Source organism: Streptomyces hilarionis (assembly GCF_024539675.1).
Lineage (GTDB): Bacteria > Actinomycetota > Actinomycetes > Streptomycetales > Streptomycetaceae > Streptomyces > Streptomyces hilarionis.
Map to the genome: position 1 here is coordinate 72,647 of NZ_JAHHIT010000045.1, position 19,060 is coordinate 91,706.

Sequence of the window (19,060 nt, forward strand, 5' to 3'; positions counted from 1 at the left end):
AGGTGCTGAACGGGCGGCGCCCCACCAGGAGTTCCGGTGGGGAGCCGCCCGTTCGCGGTGGTTCCTCAGGCCTTGCGGGTCCGCGTCGCCTTCTTCGCGGCGACCGTCTTGGCCGACCCCGCGGCCTTCTTGGCCGGGGTGTCGTTCGCCGCGCCCGCCTTCTTGGCCGCCGTGGTCTTGGCGGTCGCCGTCTTGCGCGGGGTCGCCTTCGCGGCGACCGTCGTCCGGGCGGCCGTCTTCTTCGCGGCCGCCCGGCGCGGGGCCGGGACGGACGCCGCGTCGCTGATGCGGTCGGCGTCGAGGATCTCGCGCAGGAACTTGCCGGTGTGGCTGGTCGACACCGCGGCGACCTCCTCCGGCGTTCCCTCGGCGATGACGAGACCGCCGCCCGCGCCGCCCTCGGGGCCCATGTCGACGACCCAGTCGGCGGTCTTGATCACGTCGAGGTTGTGCTCGATGACGATGACCGTGTTGCCCTTGTCGACGAGGCCGGACAGGACCTTGAGGAGCTTGCTGATGTCCTCGAAGTGCAGACCCGTGGTCGGTTCGTCCAGGACGTAGACCGTGCGGCCGGTGGAGCGCTTCTGGAGCTCGCTGGCGAGCTTGACGCGCTGGGCCTCGCCGCCGGACAGCGTGGTCGCGGCCTGGCCGAGCCGGACGTAGCCGAGGCCTACGTCCTTCAGCGTGTTGAGATGCCGGGCGATCGAGGGGACGGCCTCGAAGAAGCCCGTGGCCTCCTCGATCGGCATGTTCAGCACGTCGGCGATGGACTTGCCCTTGTAGTGGACCTCCAGGGTCTCCCGGTTGTAGCGGGCGCCGTGGCAGACCTCGCACGGGACGTAGACGTCCGGGAGGAAGTTCATCTCGATCTTGATCGTGCCGTCGCCCGCGCAGTTCTCGCAGCGGCCGCCCTTGACGTTGAAGGAGAAACGGCCGGGCAGATAGCCGCGGACCTTCGCCTCGGTCGTCTCCGCGAACAGCTTGCGGACGTGGTCGAAGACGCCGGTGTACGTGGCCGGGTTCGACCGCGGGGTGCGGCCGATGGGCGACTGGTCGACGTGCACGACCTTGTCGACGAGGTCGTCGCCGTCCACCCGCGTGTGCCGGCCCGGGACGTTCCTCGCGCCGTTCAGCTCGCGGGCCAGGTGCGTGTACAGGATGTCGTTGACCAGCGTGGACTTGCCGGAGCCGGACACGCCCGTGACCGCGGTGAACACGCCCAGGGGGAAGGACACGTCGATGTCCTGGAGGTTGTTCTCGCGTGCGCCGTGGACGGTGAGCCGGCGGGTGGGGTCCTGCGGGCGCCGGACGTCGGGCAGCGGGATCGCCTTCTTGCCGGACAGGTACTGCCCGGTCTGCGACTCGTCGTTGGCGAGCAGTTCCTTGAGGGAACCGCTGTGGACGACCTTGCCGCCGTGCTCGCCGGCGCCGGGGCCGATGTCGACGATCCAGTCGGCGACCTTGATGGTGTCCTCGTCGTGCTCGACGACGATGAGCGTGTTGCCCATGTCGCGCAGCCGGACGAGGGTCTCGATCAGCCGGTGGTTGTCGCGCTGGTGCAGGCCGATGGACGGCTCGTCCAGGACGTACAGGACGCCGACGAGGCCGGAGCCGATCTGGGTGGCCAGCCGGATGCGCTGGGCCTCGCCGCCGGAGAGCGTGCCGGCCGCGCGGTTGAGCGAGAGGTAGTCCAGGCCGACGTCGACCAGGAACCGCAGCCGCTCGTTGACCTCCTTGAGGACCCGCTCGGCGATCTTCTTGTCGCGGGCGTCGAGCTTGAGCTCGCCCAGGAAGTCGGCGCAGTCGCTGATGGACATGCCCGAGACCTCGGCGATGGACTTGCCCATGACGGTGACCGCGAGGACGAGCGGCTTCAGCCGGGTGCCCGCACAGGTGGGGCAGGGCACCTCGCGCATGTAGCCCTCGAAGCGCTCCCGGCTGGCGTCGCTCTCGGCCTCGCTGTGCCGGCGCTTCACGAACGGGACGGCGCCCTCGAAGGGGGTCGTGTAGACCCGCTCGCGGCCGTACCGGTTGCGGTAGCGGACCTCGATCTGCGTCTTGTGGCCGTGCAGCAGCGCCTTGCGGGCACGCTGCGGCAGCCCCGCGAAGGGGATGTCCGTGCGGAACCCCAGGGCGTCGGCCAGCGCGCCGATCAGCCGGCCGAAGTAGTCCTTGGTGTGGCCGTGCGACCAGGGGTGGATGGCGCCCTCGTCGAGGGACTTGTCCTCGTCCGGGACGATCAGCTCGGGGTCGACCTCCATGCGCGTGCCGATGCCGGAGCACTCGGGGCAGGCGCCGAAGGGTGAGTTGAAGGAGAAGGAGCGCGGCTCCAGCTCCTCGAAGGACAGGTCGTCGTACGGGCAGTACAGGTGCTCCGAGAACATGCGCTCGCGCTCGGGGTCGTCCTCGGGGAGGTCGACGAAGTCGAGCACGACCATGCCGCCGGAGAGCCCGAGGGCGGTCTCCACGGAGTCGGTGAGACGACGCTTGGCGGTGTCCTTCACCGTGAGGCGGTCGATGACCACCTCGATGGTGTGCTTCTCCTGCTTCTTCAGGGTCGGCGCGCTGGACAGCTGTACCGTCTCGCCGTCCACCCGGGCGCGGCTGTAGCCCTTGGTCTGGAGGTCGGCGAACAGGTCGACGAACTCCCCCTTGCGCTCGCGCACCAGCGGCGAGAGCACCTGGAAGCGGCTGCCCTCGGGCAGCTCCAGGACCTTGTCGACGATGGCCTGCGGCGACTGGCGCGCGATCGGCCGGGAGCACTCGGGACAGTGCGGCTTGCCGATGCGCGCGAAGAGCAGACGCAGGTAGTCGTAGACCTCGGTGATGGTGCCGACCGTGGAGCGCGGGTTGCGCGAGGTCGACTTCTGGTCGATCGAGACGGCCGGTGAGAGGCCCTCGATGAAGTCGACGTCCGGCTTGTCCATCTGGCCGAGGAACTGGCGGGCGTACGAGGAGAGCGACTCGACGTAGCGCCGCTGGCCCTCGGCGAAGATGGTGTCGAAGGCCAGCGAGGACTTGCCCGACCCCGACAGGCCCGTGAAGACGATGAGCGAGTCGCGTGGCAGGTCGAGCGAGACATTCTTGAGGTTGTGCTCGCGCGCGCCACGGACGATGAGACGGTCGGCCACGCCGGTCCGCACCTTTCTTGAGAGAAGTGACAGGGGCGAGGCCCCGTCTCTTCCAGACTAGGGGGAGCCACTGACAACGCCGGTCGGGACGGATCCCGGGTTCACCGGTTCACAACAATCCCCGGCCTTCCAGCATGCCCGACGCCGCCATCGAGCTTATAGCACGCGCATTCGATTTGCGGGCTCTGTCTGCCACCTTCACCCGAAGGAGTGGCGAGGCTAGGGTCATGACCATGATTGATCACGCTCATGACCTGGAGTCCGTACGCGAAGCGACCGACCGGCTCCTCAGCGCGGTCGCCGCACTGGACAACGCGTCCGTGGCCCAGCCGTCACGCCTGCCGGGCTGGAGCCGCGGCCACGTCCTGGCCCACCTCGCCCGCAACGCCGACGCGCTCGTGAACGTCCTCGAGGGCCGGCCCATGTACGCAGACGCCCGGGTGCGCGACACGGACATCGAGCGCGACGCCCCACGCCCGCTGGACGTGCAGCTCGCGGACGTGCGCGAGAGCGCGGCCCGCTTCCAGGCGGCGGGAGCCGTGCCCGCGGACTGGTCGCGCACGGTCGAGCTGCGCAACGGGGTCGTCGACGCGGCGGCCCGGGTGCCCTTCCGCCGGTGGGTGGAGGTCGAGCTGCACCACGTGGACCTCGGCATCGGCCGGGAGCTTGAGGACCTGCCCGAGGAGTTCACCGAGCGGGAGATCGCGTTCCTCGCGGAGCGGTTCGAGGGGCACCCCGAGGTGGCGCCGGCCCACCTGAGCGACGGCACGCGCGCGTGGCGCACCGGACGCAAGGCCGAGGGTTCCGAGGGGCCCGGGGTGACCGTCACCGGCACTCCGGCGGACCTTCTCGGGTGGCTCTCGGGGCGCCGCGACGGATCGGCGCTTACGGTCGACGGCGGGCCGCTGCCGGCCCTCCCCCCGCTATAGGCTGCGGCCATGACGTACAGCGGACAGGTGACGGTCGGCGGCCCGGCGGACGTGCACGAGCTCAAGGACCTGATGATCACCAAGATCGCGGTCGGCCCGATGAACAACAACGCCTACCTGCTGCGCTGCCGGGCCACGGACGAGCAGTTGCTGATCGACGCGGCGAACGACGCGCACGCCCTGCTCGGCACGATCGGCGACGACGGCATCGCGTCCGTCGTCACCACCCACCAGCACGGCGACCACTGGCAGGCGCTCGCCGAGGTCGTCGCGGCCACGCACGCGCGTACCCACGCCGGCCGCGAGGACGCCGGGGGCATCCCGGTGCCGACCGACGTACTGGTCGACGACGGCGACGTGATCCGGGTGGGGAACGTCGAGCTCACCGCACGCCACCTCGTGGGACACACGCCCGGCTCGATCGCCCTGGTCTACGACGACCCGCACGGCCACCCCCACGTGTTCACCGGCGACTGCCTCTTCCCAGGCGGTCCTGGAAGGACAACACGTCCGGAAGAGTTCAACTCCCTGATGGACGGCCTGGAGACCAAGCTGTTCGACGTCCTTCCGGACGAGACGTGGATCTATCCCGGCCACGGCAACGACACCACCATCGGCACGGAGCGGCCCCACCTCGCGGAGTGGCGCGCACGAGGCTGGTAACCGTCCAACGCCGAGCGCCCCTGTTTCGAAGCCGAAGCGGGGGCGATCGCGCGTTCAGGCCCGTTCCGCGCTCGGGCTCGAGCGGGCTGCGACCGCCGCTGTCACCTCACGGCCCTTGGCCTCCACGCCGCCCCGCAGGAGAGCCCCGGGGCGGCCCGGAGGCCGAGGACGGCGAGGTGTTCCGGCAGAGGATCCGCGTTGCCGTGGACCGTGGACCACGCCCGCGCCCTGCGCGTGTCGCGCCTCCGGGCTCCTGCCCGACGCGCCTGGCGGGCGATCCGGCGGAGGCGGTGCCCGTCGCTCCGGCGATCCGGTGGACGCCCCGTCGGCGATCTAGTGGGTGGACCCGGTGCGCTCCCGCACAGTCGCCGCCTCGCTCGCCGTCGTCCCGGCCCCCGGCTCGGCGCTCTGCTTCGCGAAGCCGCGCCGGCCCGGCAGGACCGCGAGGACGATCAGGGTTCCGGCGGCCATGATGATCCCGCCGATGAGGCTGGTCTGGGCGACTCCGTGGGCGAAGGCCTGGTGGACGGCGTCCACGGCGGCCTGGGCCTGCTGGGGCCCGGCGGCGGGATCCTGCGCGACCCGCTCCGCGACGGCCAGGCCGGCGCCGACCGAGTCCTTGGCGGTCTCCATCGCCTCGCCCGGGAGCCGGTTGCCCACCAGGTCGGTCAGCTCGTCGCGGTAGGCCGTGCCCAGCAGTGAGCCCAGCACCGCGATGCCCAGCGCCCCGCCCAGCTCCAGCGCGGTGTCGTTGACACCGCCGCCGACGCCCAGCTCGGACTCGGGGAAGGAGCCCATGATCGTGTCGGTCGCCGGGGAGATGGCCAGTCCGAGCGCGAGGCCCAGCATCATCAGCGGCGCCAGGAAGTCCCCGTACGTCGACCCCTTGTCGATCTGGGTGAGCAGGAACATGCCCGCCGCGCCGATGGCCATGCCGGTCACGATCATCGGCTTCACCCCCAGCTTCGGGGTGAACAACCCGGTCAGCGCGGACCCGAGGAACACCGCACCGCCCAGCGGCAGCAGCCGTAGGCCCGTGTCCAGGGCGTCGTAGCCGAGGACGAACTGCAGGAACTGCGTCGAGTAGTAGAGCACGGCGAACATGCCGAAGAAGAAGAACATCACCGCGAGCATCGAGCCGCTGAAGGGCCGCAGCGCGAACTTTCGGACGTCCAGCATCGGGTGCGGGTGCCGCAGCTCCCAGGCGACGAAGGCGACCAGACCGGCACCGGCGACCACGGCGGCGGTGACGGGGCCGGCGCCCCAGCCGAAGTGGGGGCCCTCGATGGCGGCGTAGATCAGGGAGCCGACGGTGACGATCGACAGCAGACCACCGACGTAGTCGATCCGGCCCATGCCCTCCGCCTTGGACGGCGGTACCAGGGCGAGCGCGCCGAACACGGCGAGGACGGCGATCGGCACGTTGATCAGGAAGGTCGAGCCCCAGGCGTGGTCCTCAAGCAGCCAGCCGGAGACCAGCGGGCCGACGGCTACCGCCACCCCGGAGGTCGCGGCCCAGGCGGTGATGGCCTTGGTCCGCTCGCTCCGGGGGAAGGTCGCGACCACCAGGGACAGCGTGGCCGGCATCACGACCGCGGCACCGATACCCATGATCGCGCGGGCCACGATGACCAGCGAGGTCTCGTCGACCATGCTCCCCATCACCGAACCGGCGGCGAAGATCAGCAGACCCAGCACCAGCGCGCCGCGCCGGCTGTACTTGTCGCCGATCGAGCCCAGCACCAGCATCAGCGCCGCGTACGGAACGGTGTAGCCGTCGACGACCCACTGCAGATCACTGCTGCTCAGGCCCAGCTCGGTGGTCATGTCGGGGGCGGCGACGATCAGCGACGTGTTCGCCATCACCGTGATCAGCAGGCTCAGGCACAGCACGAGCAGCGCCCACCAGCGCCGCGCGTAAGGCCCGGTCATTTTCTCCACGGGGGTGTTCGCCAGGAAGGGCATCAGTAGCTCCTGAGGGGGACGGGGCGGACGAGCGGAAGCTGATTGCCCGTGAGGCGAGCGGGCGACAGGCTGAGATCTCCGGGCTTCAAGATCATCCTGTGGCCCCTTGTGGGCTTGCCTCGGCGATCCCCTGGAGGGCCGCGTCGGTGTCCGCGGTGGCCAGCATCCTGTTGATGTCGGCGCCGGCCAGTGCGCCGGCCGCTGCGGAGGCCCCGACCTGGGCGACCAGATCGGTGGCGTTACCGGCCACCCACACGCCCGGCACCTCGGTGGCGCCGCCCGTGCCGGAGGCGAAACCGCGACCTGTCGGCAGGTCCTTCACCGGCAGCCCCAGACCTTCCAGGCCCTGGGTGCGGGCCTGCATCGGCGAGGCGACCGCGAGGACGCGGCGGGCCACGACCTGCCCGTCGGCCAGGCGCACCCCGGCGAGGGCACCGTGCTCATCGTCGACGACCTCGGTGACCGGGGTGTCGATGACGCGGATGCCGCGGGCGGCGAAGCGGGCGCGGCTGTCCTCGTCCAGGTCGGTGCCGTGGGTGAAGTAGGTCAGGTCCTCGGTGAGCTGGCGGAACAGATACGCGTGGCCGATGGAGGCGGGGCCGGTGGCGAGGATGCCGATGGGCTCGTCGCGCACCTCCCAGCCGTGGCAGTACGGGCAGTGCACCACACTGTGCCCCCAGTGCTCGGCGAGCCCGGGCACCTCCGGCAGCACATCCCTGAGACCGGTGGCCACCAGGATGCGGCGGGCGGTGATGCTGCGGCCGTCGGCCAGGGTGACGGTGAACCGCAGGTCCCCGTCCGCCGACGGGGCGGCGGACTCGGCCGAGACCACCTCGCCGAGCACGACGCGTCCGCCGTACAGGCGCACCTGCTCCCGGCCCCGTCGAAGGATCTCGGACGGCGGGGTGCCGTCAAAGACGATGAAGCCGTGCACGGCCTCCGCGGGCGCGTTGCGCGGGGAGCCGCTGTCGATCACGACGACCGAGCGGCGGGAGCGGGCGAGGATCAGTGCACCGTTCAGCCCCGCGGCGCCCCCGCCGATCACCACCGCGTCGACGGTCCCCTCGGCCAGTGCGTCGCTCGCGTACGGAGGAGTCGCCACAGCCATGGCCTCCTGCCTTTCCTTGTCAGTCATGGTTCGGTCAACCCTTCGAGTTCTGGGTGGTTGGAGGGGGGTCAGCTGTTCAGAAAGCCGAGGATGTGGTCGGCGACCGTCTTGGGCTGTTCGAGGTGCGGGAAGTGCCCCACGCCGAGGACAGCCCGACGTTCGGGATGTACAGATCCAGTCCGGCGATGGAACTCGCCGTCGCCAGGATCGCGAGGATCAGACCGGGCCTTGCCGGCCTGGAAGGCGTCGCAACGTCGGGCGGCACGGAGGACCGCAAAGGCAGGGGTTGCACTCCATCGCTCCAGGCGTACACACACCCTGTCCGGTGAGCTCAGGATGGTTGTGTACTGAACAGTCAGAAACCTAGATGGTTCTGTACTGGGTTGTCAATAACGGCGGGTCGGCTTTACCTTCGGTGTATGGCGAGACCACGAAGCTTCGACCGCGACCACGTCCTCCATGCCGCCGAGCGGCAGTTCCGCGCCTCGGGCTACAACGGCACGAGCGTCGACGACATCAGCGCCGCCACTGGCCTGGGCCGCGGGAGCCTCTATGCCGCGTTCGACGGCAAGCACGGCGTGCTGTTGCAGGCGATGGGCGGGTACTTCGCCCGGCTGGCGCAGGGTCCGCGGAAGGCGCTCGCCGGACCGGACGAGGGCGCCCTGGAACGACTGCACAGCTACTTGCTCCGCGCCGTGCACGGGGTGCCACTCTCCGCCGACGTACCCCCCGCGTCCGACCGGGCGGGGGCGGCCTGCTTCGCCGCCAAGATGGCCCTGGAGATCGGCGCCTCCGACGCCGAGGTCAAACGCCTGGCCAACGACTGCTTCTCCGTGGTCGCGACGGCGGTGGCCGAGTGTGTGCGAGCGGCGCAGCGCAACGGCGACATCGACCCCGACGCGGATCCCGACGACCTTGCCTACCTTCTGCTGACCATCATCCGCGGGACCGATGTCGTAGGCGCGTACGGCCACAGCCCTGACCGCCTGACTTCGATTGCGGAGAGCGCGTTCGCCTTGCTGCCTCGCCCGCGTCACCGCTGAGAAGGGCACGGCCGGCCTCGTTGCACAGGCATCTGCTGCGGTCGGCCCACTTCGACGCCGCGCGGAGGCACGGCCCGCAGGTTTACGCGCCGTCGTGACCTCGTGTGTTGGCGCGTGCTGTGGTGTTCCCCGGCGGCGTGGGCAACACCCGCAAGGACCCGGAGGCGTTCGCCCGGCTGATCCACGACGTCGAGACGAAGATCTTCGACGTCCTGCCGGACGAGACCTGGGTCTATCCCGGACACGGCGACGACACCACGCTGGGCGCCGAGCGGCCGCATCTGCCGGAGTGGCACGCGCGCGGGTGGTGAGTCCGGTCGGGACGGAACACGGGGCGCGCGCATTCCTGCGCGCGCCCCGTGTGAATTCCACGCACGCGCCGGTCCCTCACGCGCGCTCCCCGCGCACGTGGTTGCGCGGTCAACTGGTGTCAGCCCCGCGCGGGATGACGGCTCCGGCGCGGATCGGGCCGCCGGTCTACGATCCCCGCCCTCGGCCGGCGGCCCAGGCCCTCTCCCCGACGTGTTCACAAGAACGCAACACCCGTTCCCACATCGCGGACAGATGAGGGTGTGACCTCGACAAACAGGCGTTTCGCTGCCACTCTCCGGCCATGCATCCCGCCCCTCGTGTACTGCGCCGCGCCGTCGCCGGCGCCACCGTGGCCCTCCTCGCGACCGCCGTGGGCTGCGCTCCGCAGCCCGAGGACAAGGCGGCCTCCGCGCCGTCCGGTTCGGGCGCGAGCGCCTGCGCCAAGGGCAAGCTGGCCACCGAGACCTCGGGCAGGCTGACGATCGCCACCGACGAGCCCGCGTACGAGCCCTGGTTCGAGGACGGCAAGCCGTCCAACGGCAAGGGCTTCGAGTCGGCGGTGGCATACGCGGTCGCGCGGCAACTCGGGTACGACAAGAGCGCGGTGGTCTGGCAGAGCGTGCCGTTCACCAAGGCCTTCGCGCCCGGCGCGAAGACCTTCGACTTCGACGTCAACCAGGTCTCGATCAGCGACGAGCGCAGGAAGGCCGTGGACTTCTCCTCCGGCTACTACGACGTCCGCCAGGCCGTCGTCGCCCTGAAGGGCTCCAAGGCCGCCGCGGCGACGACCGTCGCCGGCCTCAAGGGCCTCAAGCTCGGGGCCCAGGTCGGCACGACGAGCCTCGACTACATCGACGACGTGGTGAAGCCGGACCGGGACGCGGCCGTCTTCGCCAAGAACGACCAGGCCAAGTCGGCGCTGAAGAACGGGCAGGTGGACGCGATCGTGGTCGATCTGCCGACCGCCTTCTACATCACCGCCGCCGAGGTCACCGACGCCGAGGTCGTCGGCCAGTTCGAGAACCGGGGCGCGGCGCCCGAGCAGTTCGGGCTGGTCCTCGACAAGGGCAGCGCCCTCACACCCTGCGTCACCGCCGCCGTGGACGCGCTCCGCGAGAACGGCGCCCTGGCGAAGATCGAGCAGCAGTGGCTCTCCGACGCCGTCGACGCCCCGGTGCTCAAGTGACGGTCACGGCGAAGGAGTCCGGGGCCGGGGGCCCGGACGACGACGGCGACATGCCGCAGGCCGGCGGCGCGGCCTACACCCCGTCGCCGCGCCGGCTCGCGCGCGAGCGCCACCGGCGCGCGCGGGCCCGCCGCGCCACGGCGATCGCCGCGCTGTCGACGCTGGTCACCGGCGCCGTTCTCGCCCTGGTCGTCGTCAGCGCGCCCGGCTGGCCGCGCACCAAGGAGACCTTCTTCAACGCGCAGTACGCGCGCGAGGCGCTCCCGAAGGTCCTCGACGGGCTGTGGCTCAACGTCCGGCTCCTGCTGGTGTGCGGCGTCGCCGTGCTGGTGCTCGGCATGCTCATCGCGGTGGCCCGCACGCTGCGCGGTCCCGTGTTCTTCCCGTTGCGGGCGCTCGCGGCGGCGTACACGGACTTCTTCCGGGGCCTGCCGCTGATCATCAACCTGATGATCGTGGTCCTGGGCGTCCCGGCGCTGCGCCTCCAGGGCGTCACGGTCGACCCCGTGTGGCTCGGCGGCACCGCGCTGACGCTGACGTACTCGGCGTACGTCGCCGAGGTGTTCCGCGCCGGCATCGAGTCCGTGCACCCCTCGCAGCGCGCCGCGGCACGCTCGCTGGGCCTGTCCAACCGGCAGGCACTGCGCCACGTGGTGCTCCCCCAGGCGGTGCGCCGCCAGGTGCCGCCGCTGCTCAACGACCTGGTGTCGCTGCAGAAGGACACCGGTCTCGTCTCGATCGGCGGCGCGGTCGACGCGGTCCGCGCGGCGGACATCGTCGTGGGCCGCAGCCTCAACTACACGCCGTACATCGTGGCCGGGCTGGTCTTCGTCGCCCTCACCATTCCGATGACCCGCTTCACGGACTGGGTGACGGCCCGGATGGACCGGCGGCGCTCTCAGGGAGGAACGGCATGAGCGAGGCCCCGGTGCTGCGGATGGAGTCCGTCCGCAAGACCTTCGGCGACTCCGTCGTCCTGCGCGACGTCGATCTGGAGGTCGCCCCGCACACGGTGACCGCGCTGATCGGCGCCTCCGGCTCGGGCAAGTCCACGCTGCTGCGCTGCGCCAACCTGCTGGAGGACATCGACGACGGCGCGATCTGGCTGGACGGCGAGGAGATCACCGACCCGCGCGTGGACCAGGACGCGGTACGGCGCAGGATCGGCGTGGTCTTCCAGGCGTACAACCTGTTCCCGCACATGACGGTGCTGGAGAACGTGACGCTCGCCCCGCGCCGGGTGCACGGCGTCCCCCGCGCGCGGGCCGAGGAACACGCCCGGGAGCTGCTGGAGCGGCTCGGGCTGGGCGGCAGGGCGGGCGAGTACCCCGACCGGCTCAGCGGCGGCCAGCAGCAGCGGGTGGCGATCGTGCGCGCCCTCGCGGTGCGGCCCCGGCTGCTGCTGCTCGACGAGATCACCGCCGCCCTCGACCCGGAGCTGGTCGGCGAGGTCCTCGACGTCGTCCGCGATCTGAAGGAGGACGGCATGACCATGGTGCTGGCCACCCACGAGATGGGCTTCGCGCGCGAGGTGGCCGACCAGGTGTGCTTCCTGGACGCCGGCGTCGTGCTGGAGCGCGGCACCGCCGAGCAGGTCTTCGGCGACCCGCGGCAGGAGCGCACCCGGCGCTTCCTGCGGCGGATCGTGCGGGCCGGACGGCTGTGATCCCGGCCGGGTGAGGACCGCCGTCCCGGACGCCGGTCCTTACGCGTCGGCCTTCCCCGCGCCGGCCAGCGCCGCGACGCGTTCCACGGCGAACACGTAGCCCTGCACCCCGCAGCCGGCGATGACGCCGTCGGCGCGCAGGGAGACGTACGAGTGGTGCCGGAAGGACTCGCGCCGGTGGATGTTGGAGATGTGGACCTCCAGCACCGGAAGCCCGTCGCAGGCGTTGAGCGCGTCCAGGATCGCCACCGACGTGTGCGAGTAGGCGCCCGGGTTGATCACGACGCCGCAGTGGTCCAGCCGCGCCTCGTGGATCCAGTCGACGAGTTCGCCCTCGTGGTTGGACTGGCGGAAGTCCACCGTGCCGCCGTGCGCGCCCGCCGCCTTCACGCACATCGCCTCGACGTCGGCGAGCGTGTCCGTGCCGTAGATCTCCGGCTGGCGACGCCCCAGAAGGTTCAGGTTGGGGCCGTTCAGGATCATGATCGGGGCGTTGGCCAGGGTGCGGGGCACGGTTCCTCCGGTCCGTCGGGAGCGGCCCGTCGAGGACCGCCGCTCGGACCGGTTTATCACGGTGCACGCGCGTGTGAACGGCCCGTATCCTCCCGGCATGCAGACGGTCGTCCACCCTCCCAAGCCGTCGCCCGGCGACCGCGTCGCCGTCGTCTCGCCCTCGTCGGGGCTGGCGGAGCTCTTCCCGCGGCCCTTCGAACTCGGCCTGGCGCGGCTGCGCGAGGAGTTCGGGCTGGAGCCGGTCGAGTACCCGGCGACGCGCCGGATGGGGGCGACGCCGCAGGAGCGTGCGGACGACCTGCACGCCGCGTTCGCCGACCCCGGCATCAAGGCGGTCGTCACGTCGACCGGGGGCGACGACCAGATCACCGTGCTGCCGCTGCTGGACCGGGAGTTGCTGCGTTCCTGTCCCAAGCCGTTCTTCGGCTGGAGCGACAACACCAACCTGCTGGCGTTCCTGTACGGGTGCGGCGTGGTCGCCTACCACGGTGGGAGCGTGATGTGCGAGTTCGGGCGGCCCGGGGCCATGCACCCGCTGACCGCCGAGTCGCTGCGGGCCGCGATGTTCACCTCGGGCCCCTACGAGCTGCGGCCCGCACAACGCTGGAACGACGTCGACCGCGACTGGGCCGATCCCGCCACCTTCGCGTCGGAGCCCGGGTCCCGGCCCGGCGGCGGCTGGAGCTGGCTCAACGCGGACCGCGTGGTGGAGGGCCGCACGTGGGGCGGGAACCTGGAGATCCTCTCCTGGCTGCTGATGGCCGACCGCGAGATCGCCCGCGACGAGTCGGCGTACGACGCGGGCGTGCTGATCCTGGAGACGTCGGAGGAACTGCCCGGCGCGCGCGAGGTCTTCCGTTTCCTGCGCTGCCTGGGCGAGCGCGGTCTGCTGCGGCGCTTCCCCGCGCTGTTGACGGCCCGCGCCAAGACCTGGTCGTTCGAGCAGCCCAACAGCCCGCTCCAGGCCGCGCGTTACGCCGCCGACCAGCGGGCGGCGGTCGAGCGTGCGCTGCGCGAATACGCCCCCGACACCCTGGCCGTCTTCGACGTGGACTTCGGGCACACCGACCCGCAACTCGTCATCCCCTACGGGGGAACGGTCCGCGTCGACGGTCCGGCGCGGCGGATCACCGTGACCTACTGAGCCCCCACGCGACGCGCCACGCCCCGCACGCCCCCGTAACCCGGGGTCACCGGTGGCGGTTGACGCGGCATGCACGACGCACGCACCGTGACGGCGCCCTCCCTGCCCCGGCTCGCGGCCGCCTCGCTCGCCGGGACGGCCATCGAGTTCTACGACTTCTTCGTCTACGGGACCGCGGCCGCCCTGGTGCTGGGGCCGCTGTTCTTCCCGACGTTCTCGCCCCTGGCGGGGACGCTGGCCGCGTTCGCGACGTTCGGCGTGGGTTTCGTGGCGCGCCCCCTGGGAGCGGTGCTGTTCGAGCACGTCGGGGACCGGCGCGGGCGACGGCCGGTCCTCGTCGTGTCCCTGCTGCTGACCGGCGCCTCGACGGTCGCGGTGGGATGTGTGCCCGCGTACGACACGATCGGGGCGGCCGCTCCCCTGCTGCTGCTCGGTCTGCGTTTCCTTCAGGGGCTGGGGCTCGGCGGGGAGTGGGGCGGCGCGGCGCTGCTGACCGCCGAGCACGCCCCTGCCGGGCGGCGCGCCCTGTGGTCGAGCTTTCCGCAGGTCGGGCCGGCGGTGGGGTTCCTGCTCGCCAACACGGTGGTGCTGACCCTGACGGCCGCGCTGACGGAGGCGCAGTTCACCCGGTGGGGGTGGCGGGTGCCGTTCTGGGCGGCCGGCGTCCTCGCCGTGGGCGGGCTGTGGCTGCGCAGGGCGCTGCCCGAGAGCCCCCGATTCCTGGAGATCGACGACCACGCGCGCGTGCCGCTCGCCGAGGTCGCGCGGGAGCACTGGCGGCTCGTCCTGCTGACCGCCGGCGCGCTCTCCGTCGGCTACGCGATCTTCTACACGGTGACGACCTGGGCGCTGGCGTACGCGACCGGGCGTCTGGGCGTCGGCCGCACGGCGATGCTGGCCTGCATCATGGCCGCCGTGGCGGTGAAGGGGACGCTGACGCCGGTGATGGCGCTGCTCGGCGACCGTTTCGGCCGAAAACCGCTGTGCCTGGCGGGCTGCGCGGCCGCCGCGCTGTGGATGCTGCCGATGGTCGCGCTGCTCGCGACCGGCGAGCCGCTGCCGATGTTCCTGGGGATCCTGGGCGCGCTGGTCGCGTTCGTCACGATGTTCGCGGTGATCGCGGCCTATCTGCCGGAGCTGTATCCGCCGCGCGTGCGCTGCACCGGAGCGGCGCTCGGCTACAACCTGGGCGGGGTCCTCGGCGGCGCGCTCACACCGGTCGTGGCGACGGCGCTCGCGGAGCGCTCGGGCCCGGTCCCCTGGGGTGTGGGCGCGTATCTGACCGGGATCGCGCTGCTGGCTCTGGGCTGCTTCGCGCTGCTCCCGGAGACCCGCCCGGCGCCGGTCGCCGTGCCGCGGCCGGCTACGGATTGATCGCCAGTTCCAGGTAGGCGGCGAAGAGCACGAGGTGGACGCCGCCCTGTAGGGGCGTGGCCCGGCCGGGGACCACGGTCAGCGAGCTGACCACGACCGTCAGCGCGAGCAGCACCGTGTAGGTGGAGCCGAGACCGAGGACGAGCGGTCCGGAGAGCCAGAAGGAGGCCAGCGCGACGGCGGGGATGGTCAGTCCGATGCTGGCCATCGCGGAGCCGAGTGCGAGGTTGAGGCTGGTCTGCACCCGGTCGCGGCGGGCCGAGCGCAGCGCGGCGATGGTCTCGGGGAGCAGCACCAGCAGCGCGATGATCACGCCGACGACGGCATGGTGGAGGCCGGCGCTCTCCACCGCCGACTCGATCGTGGGCGAGACGCCCTTGGCGAGACCGACGACGCCGATCAGGGCGAGGCCGAGCAGGGAGAGGCTGACCAGGGCGGCCCGGGAGGTGGGGACGCCGGCGTGGTCGTCCGCGGTGATCACCTCTCCCTGCCGGGTGATCGGCAGGAAGTAGTCGCGGTGGCGGACTGTCTGCGTGGTGACGAACAGGCCGTACAGGATCAGCGAGGAGACGGCCGCGAACGTGAGCTGGACGTCGGAGAACTCCGGGCCCGGTCGGCTGGTGGTGAAGGTCGGCAGGACCAGGCTGAGCGTGGCCAGGGTCGCGACGGTGGCCAGGGCGGCGCCGGTGCCCTCGGGATTGAAGACGGCCGTCCCGTGGCGCAGCGAGGCGACCAGCAGACTGAGTCCGACGATGCCGTTGCAGGTGATCATCACGGCCGCGAAGACCGTGTCCCTGGCCAGCGTCGCGCTCTTGTCGCCGCCGTCCGCCATCAGGGTGACGATCAGGGCGACCTCGATGATCGTCACGGCGACCGCGAGGACGAGCGAGCCGAACGGCTCCCCCACGCGGTGGGCGACGACCTCGGCGTGGTGGACGGCGGCCAGGACGGCTCCGGCGAGGACCAGCGTCACCAGGGCGACGACCGCGCCGGGCAGGTCGCGTCCCCAGGTCAGTGCCAGCAGGACGACCGCCAGCACGGGCACGAGGGACGTCCAGCGGGCCGCGACCGACGTGAGCCGAGCGATCATGACGTGATCGTCGCAGAGCCGTACGGGCTTCGCATTCCGGCTCGTACGGCCTGCTGCGGGCGGCCCGGTCCGGGCGGCCGGGGCCCGGTGGGGCCTCTCACCTGAGGTCGGTGGACTCCACCACGTCGCAGTCGGTGAAGGACGGGGGTGTGGTGCACAGGGCGGCCATCGACTGCGCGAACTTGCCCGTCTCAGGGTCGTCGCTGTTGCGCATGGCCGCCTCGTGGGAGTCGAATTCGACGACGACCAGGTAGCGGTCGGGCTTGTTCCGGTCCTTGAGGACGAGGCGTCGGACCGGGCCGTCGGGCCGGCCGGCGAGGCGCTGGTCCCCTTCTTCGGACAGCGCCCGCATGTCGTCGATGCGGTCGGTCTCGAACTCGAGGATCTGCACGAACCTCTGCGGTGTACTCATGACGCCTCCGGCCGGTCCGGCGCCCCCCGGGGTGGGAAACGCCCACCTCCCAACGAAGCACCGGGAGCGGTGCTCGGCAATTCGCCGCGCACCGCTCCCGGGGGCGGTTGTTCCTACGTCGTCCGTGGTCAGGCCTCGATGCTGTCCTTCGGAGCGCCTTCGCTCCCGGTCCGCGCCGCCTCGTCCGCCGCCTGGGCGGCCGCCTTCTTCGAGGCCCGCAGGCTGGTGATCGTGGTGACGATCAGGACGGAGCAGATGACGCCCAGCGAGACCGGGATGCTGATCTCGGGGACATGGACCCCGGACTCGTGCAGGGCGTGCAGCACCAGCTTCACGCCGATGAAGCCCAGGATGATCGACAGGCCGTAGCTGAGGTGCACCAGCTTCCTCAGGAGGCCCCCGATGAGGAAGTACAGCTGCCGCAGGCCCATCAGGGCGAACGCGTTGGCCGTGAAGACGATGTACGGGTCCTGCGTCAAGCCGAAGATCGCGGGGATCGAGTCGAGGGCGAAGAGCACGTCGGTGGTGCCGATCGCGAGCATGACGACCAGCATCGGGGTCATGACCCGCTTGCCGTTCTGCTCGATCCACAGCTTCGTGCCGTGGTAGCGGTCGGCCACGCCGAAGCGCTTCTCCACCGCCTTGAGCAGCTTGTTCTCCTCGAACTCCTCGTCCTCCTCGTCGGCCCGGGCCTCCTGGATGAGCTTCCAGGCGGTCCAGATCAGGAAGGCGCCGAAGAGGTAGAAGACCCAGGCGAAGCTGGCGAGGATCGCGGCGCCCGCGGCGATGAAGATCGCCCGCAGGACCAGCGCTATGAGGACGCCGACGAGCAGGACCCGCTGCTGGTACTGGGACGGGACCGCGAACTTCGCCATGATCAGGACGAAGACGAAGAGGTTGTCGACGCTGAGGGACTTCTCGGTGATGAAGCCGGCGAAGAACTCGCCGGCGGGCTCGCCGCCGCCGAAGAGGAGCAGCCCGACGCCGAAGAGTCCGGCCAGGGCGATCCAGACGACGGTCCAGATGCCGGCTTCCTTGATGGACACGTCGTGCGGCTTGCGGCCGATGAAGAAGTCGACCGCGATGAGGGCGGCGAGGCCCACGATGGTGAGGACCCATAGGGTCACGGAAACATCCACTGCGCCTCCGGCAGTACGTAACGGCAGGTGATCAGCGTCGTTGCGCTGCCGGAGGTCTCTTCCACCCGCCCTGACGGGGGCGGGCCGGCGCCCCGGGATCATCGGTGATCCGTATTGACGGGTACGCCGCAGCAGGAGTACTCCCCTCCGTGAGGAAAACAGTACCCCAACCACCAAGAAAAGGTAAAGCGATTGGCAAAAGAAGTACCAAGTTGCCTGGTCAGGGTCCTTTACGTGTACTTGGTGCGCGCTTCGGCCACCTGCGCGAGGACCTGCTGGAGCACCTGGCTGCCGGGCGGCACGAGCGGCGGTTCGTACGTCCAGGCGTGACCGACCCAGGGGTCGGCGAGGTGGTCCTCGGCGACCGGCGTCAGCCGCAGCAGTCCACGCCACAACGGATCCAGCAACGGACCGTAACCGCCGGCGTCCTCCCGGTCGGCGACCATCATCAGGTGCACGCCGACGGCGGGACCCTCGTCCGCCAGGTAGCGCAGCTGGGTCACCGCCCGGTCGTCGAACCCGTGCGGGAAGTCGTTGACCACGAGGAGCTGCTGGGAGGTGTCGAAGCCGGGCGGCAGCGAGTCGGCCGCACCTCCGCGCACCGCCATCTGCACCAGGTCGACGCGCTCGGTGAGCTGCCCGAGGATCGCCGCGACGCCTGCCGCCCCCGCCGCGGGCGCAGCCGCGAGCACTCCGCTCCGCACCAGCGGCGCGAGCTCCCTGGCGCCCGAGCCCGCCGGATCGACGACGTGCACGGTGAACTCGCCCGCCGGATGGACCGCCAGCAGACGGGCGACGTGCGCCACGGCGGACTCCATCGCCAGGCGGCGCATGTCGTGCGCGTCGACGAACGCGCCCTCGGAGGAACCCGACCGTCCGCTGTCGATCCACAGGCCGCGCTCGAGCGGGAGCCGGACCAGCATCGGGATGCGCAGCGGATCGCTCTCGGGCAGGTGGAGATCGCCCAGCCGCAGGGCCATGGGCATCTCCATGGGCGCCCGGTAGGCCTGCCAGACGGGGTTGTCCCAGCGCGCGAACGCGGCCGGCAACGCCGGTTCGACGACGTCGGCCTCGGCCCCGAGCTGGACCAGATCCCGGTCCAGCGCCTCGCGTGCCTGGTCGACGAGTTGAAGGCGTCTGTTCTGTGCCGCCTCGCGGGCCGCGTCGCCCTGCCCGCCGATCCTGCTGCGCGGGTCGGACAGGACCTGGTCGAGCTCCTTCTCCATCCGCGTGTCGGCGAAGTCGACGGCGCTGCGGTACGCGGCCGTGGTGCGGGCCAGGTCCTCGAACATGCCCCAGACCTGGTTGTACAGCCGCTCGTCCATCGACCACCCCGTGGCGTCCCCCGCGACGGGACGGGCGGGCTGTCCGGGCGGGGCGGGGGG

Annotated in this window: 15 protein-coding genes and 2 pseudogenes; 9 read left to right on the forward strand and 8 right to left on the reverse strand. The window is 71.3% G+C overall.

Translation table 11 applies throughout. From position 1 onward, the window contains the following. Positions 1 to 65: 65 nt before the first annotated feature. Complete coding sequence (gene uvrA / locus KMS84_RS10830; RefSeq protein ID WP_256915915.1) at positions 66 to 3,131, reverse strand: excinuclease ABC subunit UvrA; 3,066 nt, start codon at positions 3,129 to 3,131, stop codon at positions 66 to 68. A 233-nt stretch (positions 3,132 to 3,364) separates the two neighbouring features. On the opposite strand from uvrA, the gene KMS84_RS10835 reads away from it, so the two are divergent. After that, positions 3,365 to 4,060 (forward strand): maleylpyruvate isomerase family mycothiol-dependent enzyme, encoded by a 696-nt coding sequence (locus KMS84_RS10835; RefSeq protein WP_256915916.1) that lies wholly within the window; start codon positions 3,365 to 3,367, stop codon positions 4,058 to 4,060. A gap of 9 nt (positions 4,061 to 4,069) precedes the next feature. Continuing rightward, the gene (locus tag KMS84_RS10840; RefSeq protein WP_256915917.1) at positions 4,070 to 4,723 is read left to right on the forward strand and encodes an MBL fold metallo-hydrolase; all 654 of its coding nucleotides are present in this window, start codon (positions 4,070 to 4,072) and stop codon (positions 4,721 to 4,723) included. 333 nt (positions 4,724 to 5,056) lie between these two features. Here KMS84_RS10840 and KMS84_RS10845 read toward each other — a convergent pair whose 3' ends face one another. Both KMS84_RS10845 and KMS84_RS10850 read right to left on the reverse strand, forming a co-directional pair. After that, positions 5,057 to 6,688, reverse strand: a complete 1,632-nt coding sequence (locus tag KMS84_RS10845; RefSeq protein ID WP_256915918.1) for an MFS transporter — start codon at positions 6,686 to 6,688, stop codon at positions 5,057 to 5,059. Positions 6,689 to 6,779: 91 nt separating this feature from the next. After that, positions 6,780 to 7,796 (reverse strand): NAD(P)/FAD-dependent oxidoreductase, encoded by a 1,017-nt coding sequence (locus KMS84_RS10850; protein ID WP_256915932.1) that lies wholly within the window; start codon positions 7,794 to 7,796, stop codon positions 6,780 to 6,782. Between the two features lie 419 nt (positions 7,797 to 8,215). Between KMS84_RS10850 and KMS84_RS10855 the strand changes: the two genes are divergently transcribed. From KMS84_RS10855 to KMS84_RS10875, 5 genes and pseudogenes are all read left to right on the forward strand, one after another. After that, positions 8,216 to 8,839: a TetR/AcrR family transcriptional regulator gene (locus KMS84_RS10855; RefSeq protein WP_256915919.1), complete on the forward strand. Its 624-nt coding sequence runs from the start codon at positions 8,216 to 8,218 to the stop codon at positions 8,837 to 8,839. A gap of 122 nt (positions 8,840 to 8,961) precedes the next feature. Then, positions 8,962 to 9,150 (forward strand): annotated as a pseudogene (locus tag KMS84_RS10860) (MBL fold metallo-hydrolase); the annotation flags it as partial. A gap of 302 nt (positions 9,151 to 9,452) precedes the next feature. Further along, positions 9,453 to 10,337 carry an ABC transporter substrate-binding protein gene (locus KMS84_RS10865; RefSeq protein ID WP_256915920.1) on the forward strand — a complete coding sequence of 295 codons (885 nt, stop codon included), beginning with the start codon at positions 9,453 to 9,455 and terminating at the stop codon, positions 10,335 to 10,337. After that, positions 10,334 to 11,254 (forward strand): amino acid ABC transporter permease, encoded by a 921-nt coding sequence (locus tag KMS84_RS10870; protein WP_438818921.1) that lies wholly within the window; start codon positions 10,334 to 10,336, stop codon positions 11,252 to 11,254. Before KMS84_RS10865 ends, KMS84_RS10870 begins: the two co-directional genes overlap by 4 nt. After that, complete coding sequence (locus tag KMS84_RS10875; RefSeq protein ID WP_256915921.1) at positions 11,251 to 12,003, forward strand: amino acid ABC transporter ATP-binding protein; 753 nt, start codon at positions 11,251 to 11,253, stop codon at positions 12,001 to 12,003. Before KMS84_RS10870 ends, KMS84_RS10875 begins: the two co-directional genes overlap by 4 nt. A gap of 39 nt (positions 12,004 to 12,042) precedes the next feature. Here the strand turns inward: KMS84_RS10875 and aroQ are convergent, their stop codons facing one another. Then, positions 12,043 to 12,516, reverse strand: a complete 474-nt coding sequence (gene aroQ, locus KMS84_RS10880; protein WP_256915922.1) for a type II 3-dehydroquinate dehydratase — start codon at positions 12,514 to 12,516, stop codon at positions 12,043 to 12,045. 97 nt (positions 12,517 to 12,613) lie between these two features. On the opposite strand from aroQ, the gene KMS84_RS10885 reads away from it, so the two are divergent. Both KMS84_RS10885 and KMS84_RS10890 read left to right on the forward strand, forming a co-directional pair. Beyond that, the gene (locus KMS84_RS10885) at positions 12,614 to 13,660 is read left to right on the forward strand and encodes a S66 family peptidase (protein WP_256915923.1); all 1,047 of its coding nucleotides are present in this window, start codon (positions 12,614 to 12,616) and stop codon (positions 13,658 to 13,660) included. 69 nt (positions 13,661 to 13,729) lie between these two features. Beyond that, positions 13,730 to 15,034 (forward strand): MFS transporter, encoded by a 1,305-nt coding sequence (locus KMS84_RS10890; RefSeq protein ID WP_256915924.1) that lies wholly within the window; start codon positions 13,730 to 13,732, stop codon positions 15,032 to 15,034. Here KMS84_RS10890 and KMS84_RS10895 read toward each other — a convergent pair. From KMS84_RS10895 to KMS84_RS10910, 4 genes and pseudogenes are all read right to left on the reverse strand, one after another. After that, positions 15,024 to 16,124 (reverse strand): calcium:cation antiporter, encoded by a 1,101-nt coding sequence (locus KMS84_RS10895; protein ID WP_256915925.1) that lies wholly within the window; start codon positions 16,122 to 16,124, stop codon positions 15,024 to 15,026. The genes KMS84_RS10890 and KMS84_RS10895 overlap by 11 nt on opposite strands. 97 nt (positions 16,125 to 16,221) lie before the next feature. Beyond that, positions 16,222 to 16,536: a hypothetical protein gene (locus KMS84_RS10900; protein WP_256915926.1), complete on the reverse strand. Its 315-nt coding sequence runs from the start codon at positions 16,534 to 16,536 to the stop codon at positions 16,222 to 16,224. Between the two features lie 128 nt (positions 16,537 to 16,664). After that, a complete protein-coding gene (locus KMS84_RS10905; RefSeq protein WP_256915927.1) occupies positions 16,665 to 17,675 on the reverse strand; it encodes a TerC/Alx family metal homeostasis membrane protein in 1,011 nt (336 codons plus the stop codon). A 230-nt stretch (positions 17,676 to 17,905) separates the two neighbouring features. Further along, positions 17,906 to 19,060: pseudogene (locus KMS84_RS10910) on the reverse strand (TerD family protein); the annotation flags it as partial.

Excerpts from the sequence above, each read along its gene's own strand:
- KMS84_RS10850 (WP_256915932.1), bottom strand. The coding sequence starts at position 7,796 with ATGGCTGTGGCGACTCCTCCGTACGCGAGCGACGCACTGGCCGAGGGG.
- KMS84_RS10845 (WP_256915918.1), bottom strand. The coding sequence starts at position 6,688 with ATGCCCTTCCTGGCGAACACCCCCGTGGAGAAAATGACCGGGCCTTAC.
- KMS84_RS10900 (WP_256915926.1), bottom strand. The coding sequence starts at position 16,536 with ATGAGTACACCGCAGAGGTTCGTGCAGATCCTCGAGTTCGAGACCGAC.
- KMS84_RS10885 (WP_256915923.1), top strand. The coding sequence starts at position 12,614 with ATGCAGACGGTCGTCCACCCTCCCAAGCCGTCGCCCGGCGACCGCGTC.
- KMS84_RS10855 (WP_256915919.1), top strand. The coding sequence starts at position 8,216 with ATGGCGAGACCACGAAGCTTCGACCGCGACCACGTCCTCCATGCCGCC.
- KMS84_RS10865 (WP_256915920.1), top strand. The coding sequence starts at position 9,453 with ATGCATCCCGCCCCTCGTGTACTGCGCCGCGCCGTCGCCGGCGCCACC.
- KMS84_RS10875 (WP_256915921.1), top strand. The coding sequence starts at position 11,251 with ATGAGCGAGGCCCCGGTGCTGCGGATGGAGTCCGTCCGCAAGACCTTC.
- KMS84_RS10890 (WP_256915924.1), top strand. The coding sequence starts at position 13,730 with ATGCACGACGCACGCACCGTGACGGCGCCCTCCCTGCCCCGGCTCGCG.
- KMS84_RS10835 (WP_256915916.1), top strand. The coding sequence starts at position 3,365 with ATGATTGATCACGCTCATGACCTGGAGTCCGTACGCGAAGCGACCGAC.
- KMS84_RS10840 (WP_256915917.1), top strand. The coding sequence starts at position 4,070 with ATGACGTACAGCGGACAGGTGACGGTCGGCGGCCCGGCGGACGTGCAC.
- KMS84_RS10895 (WP_256915925.1), bottom strand. The coding sequence starts at position 16,124 with ATGATCGCTCGGCTCACGTCGGTCGCGGCCCGCTGGACGTCCCTCGTG.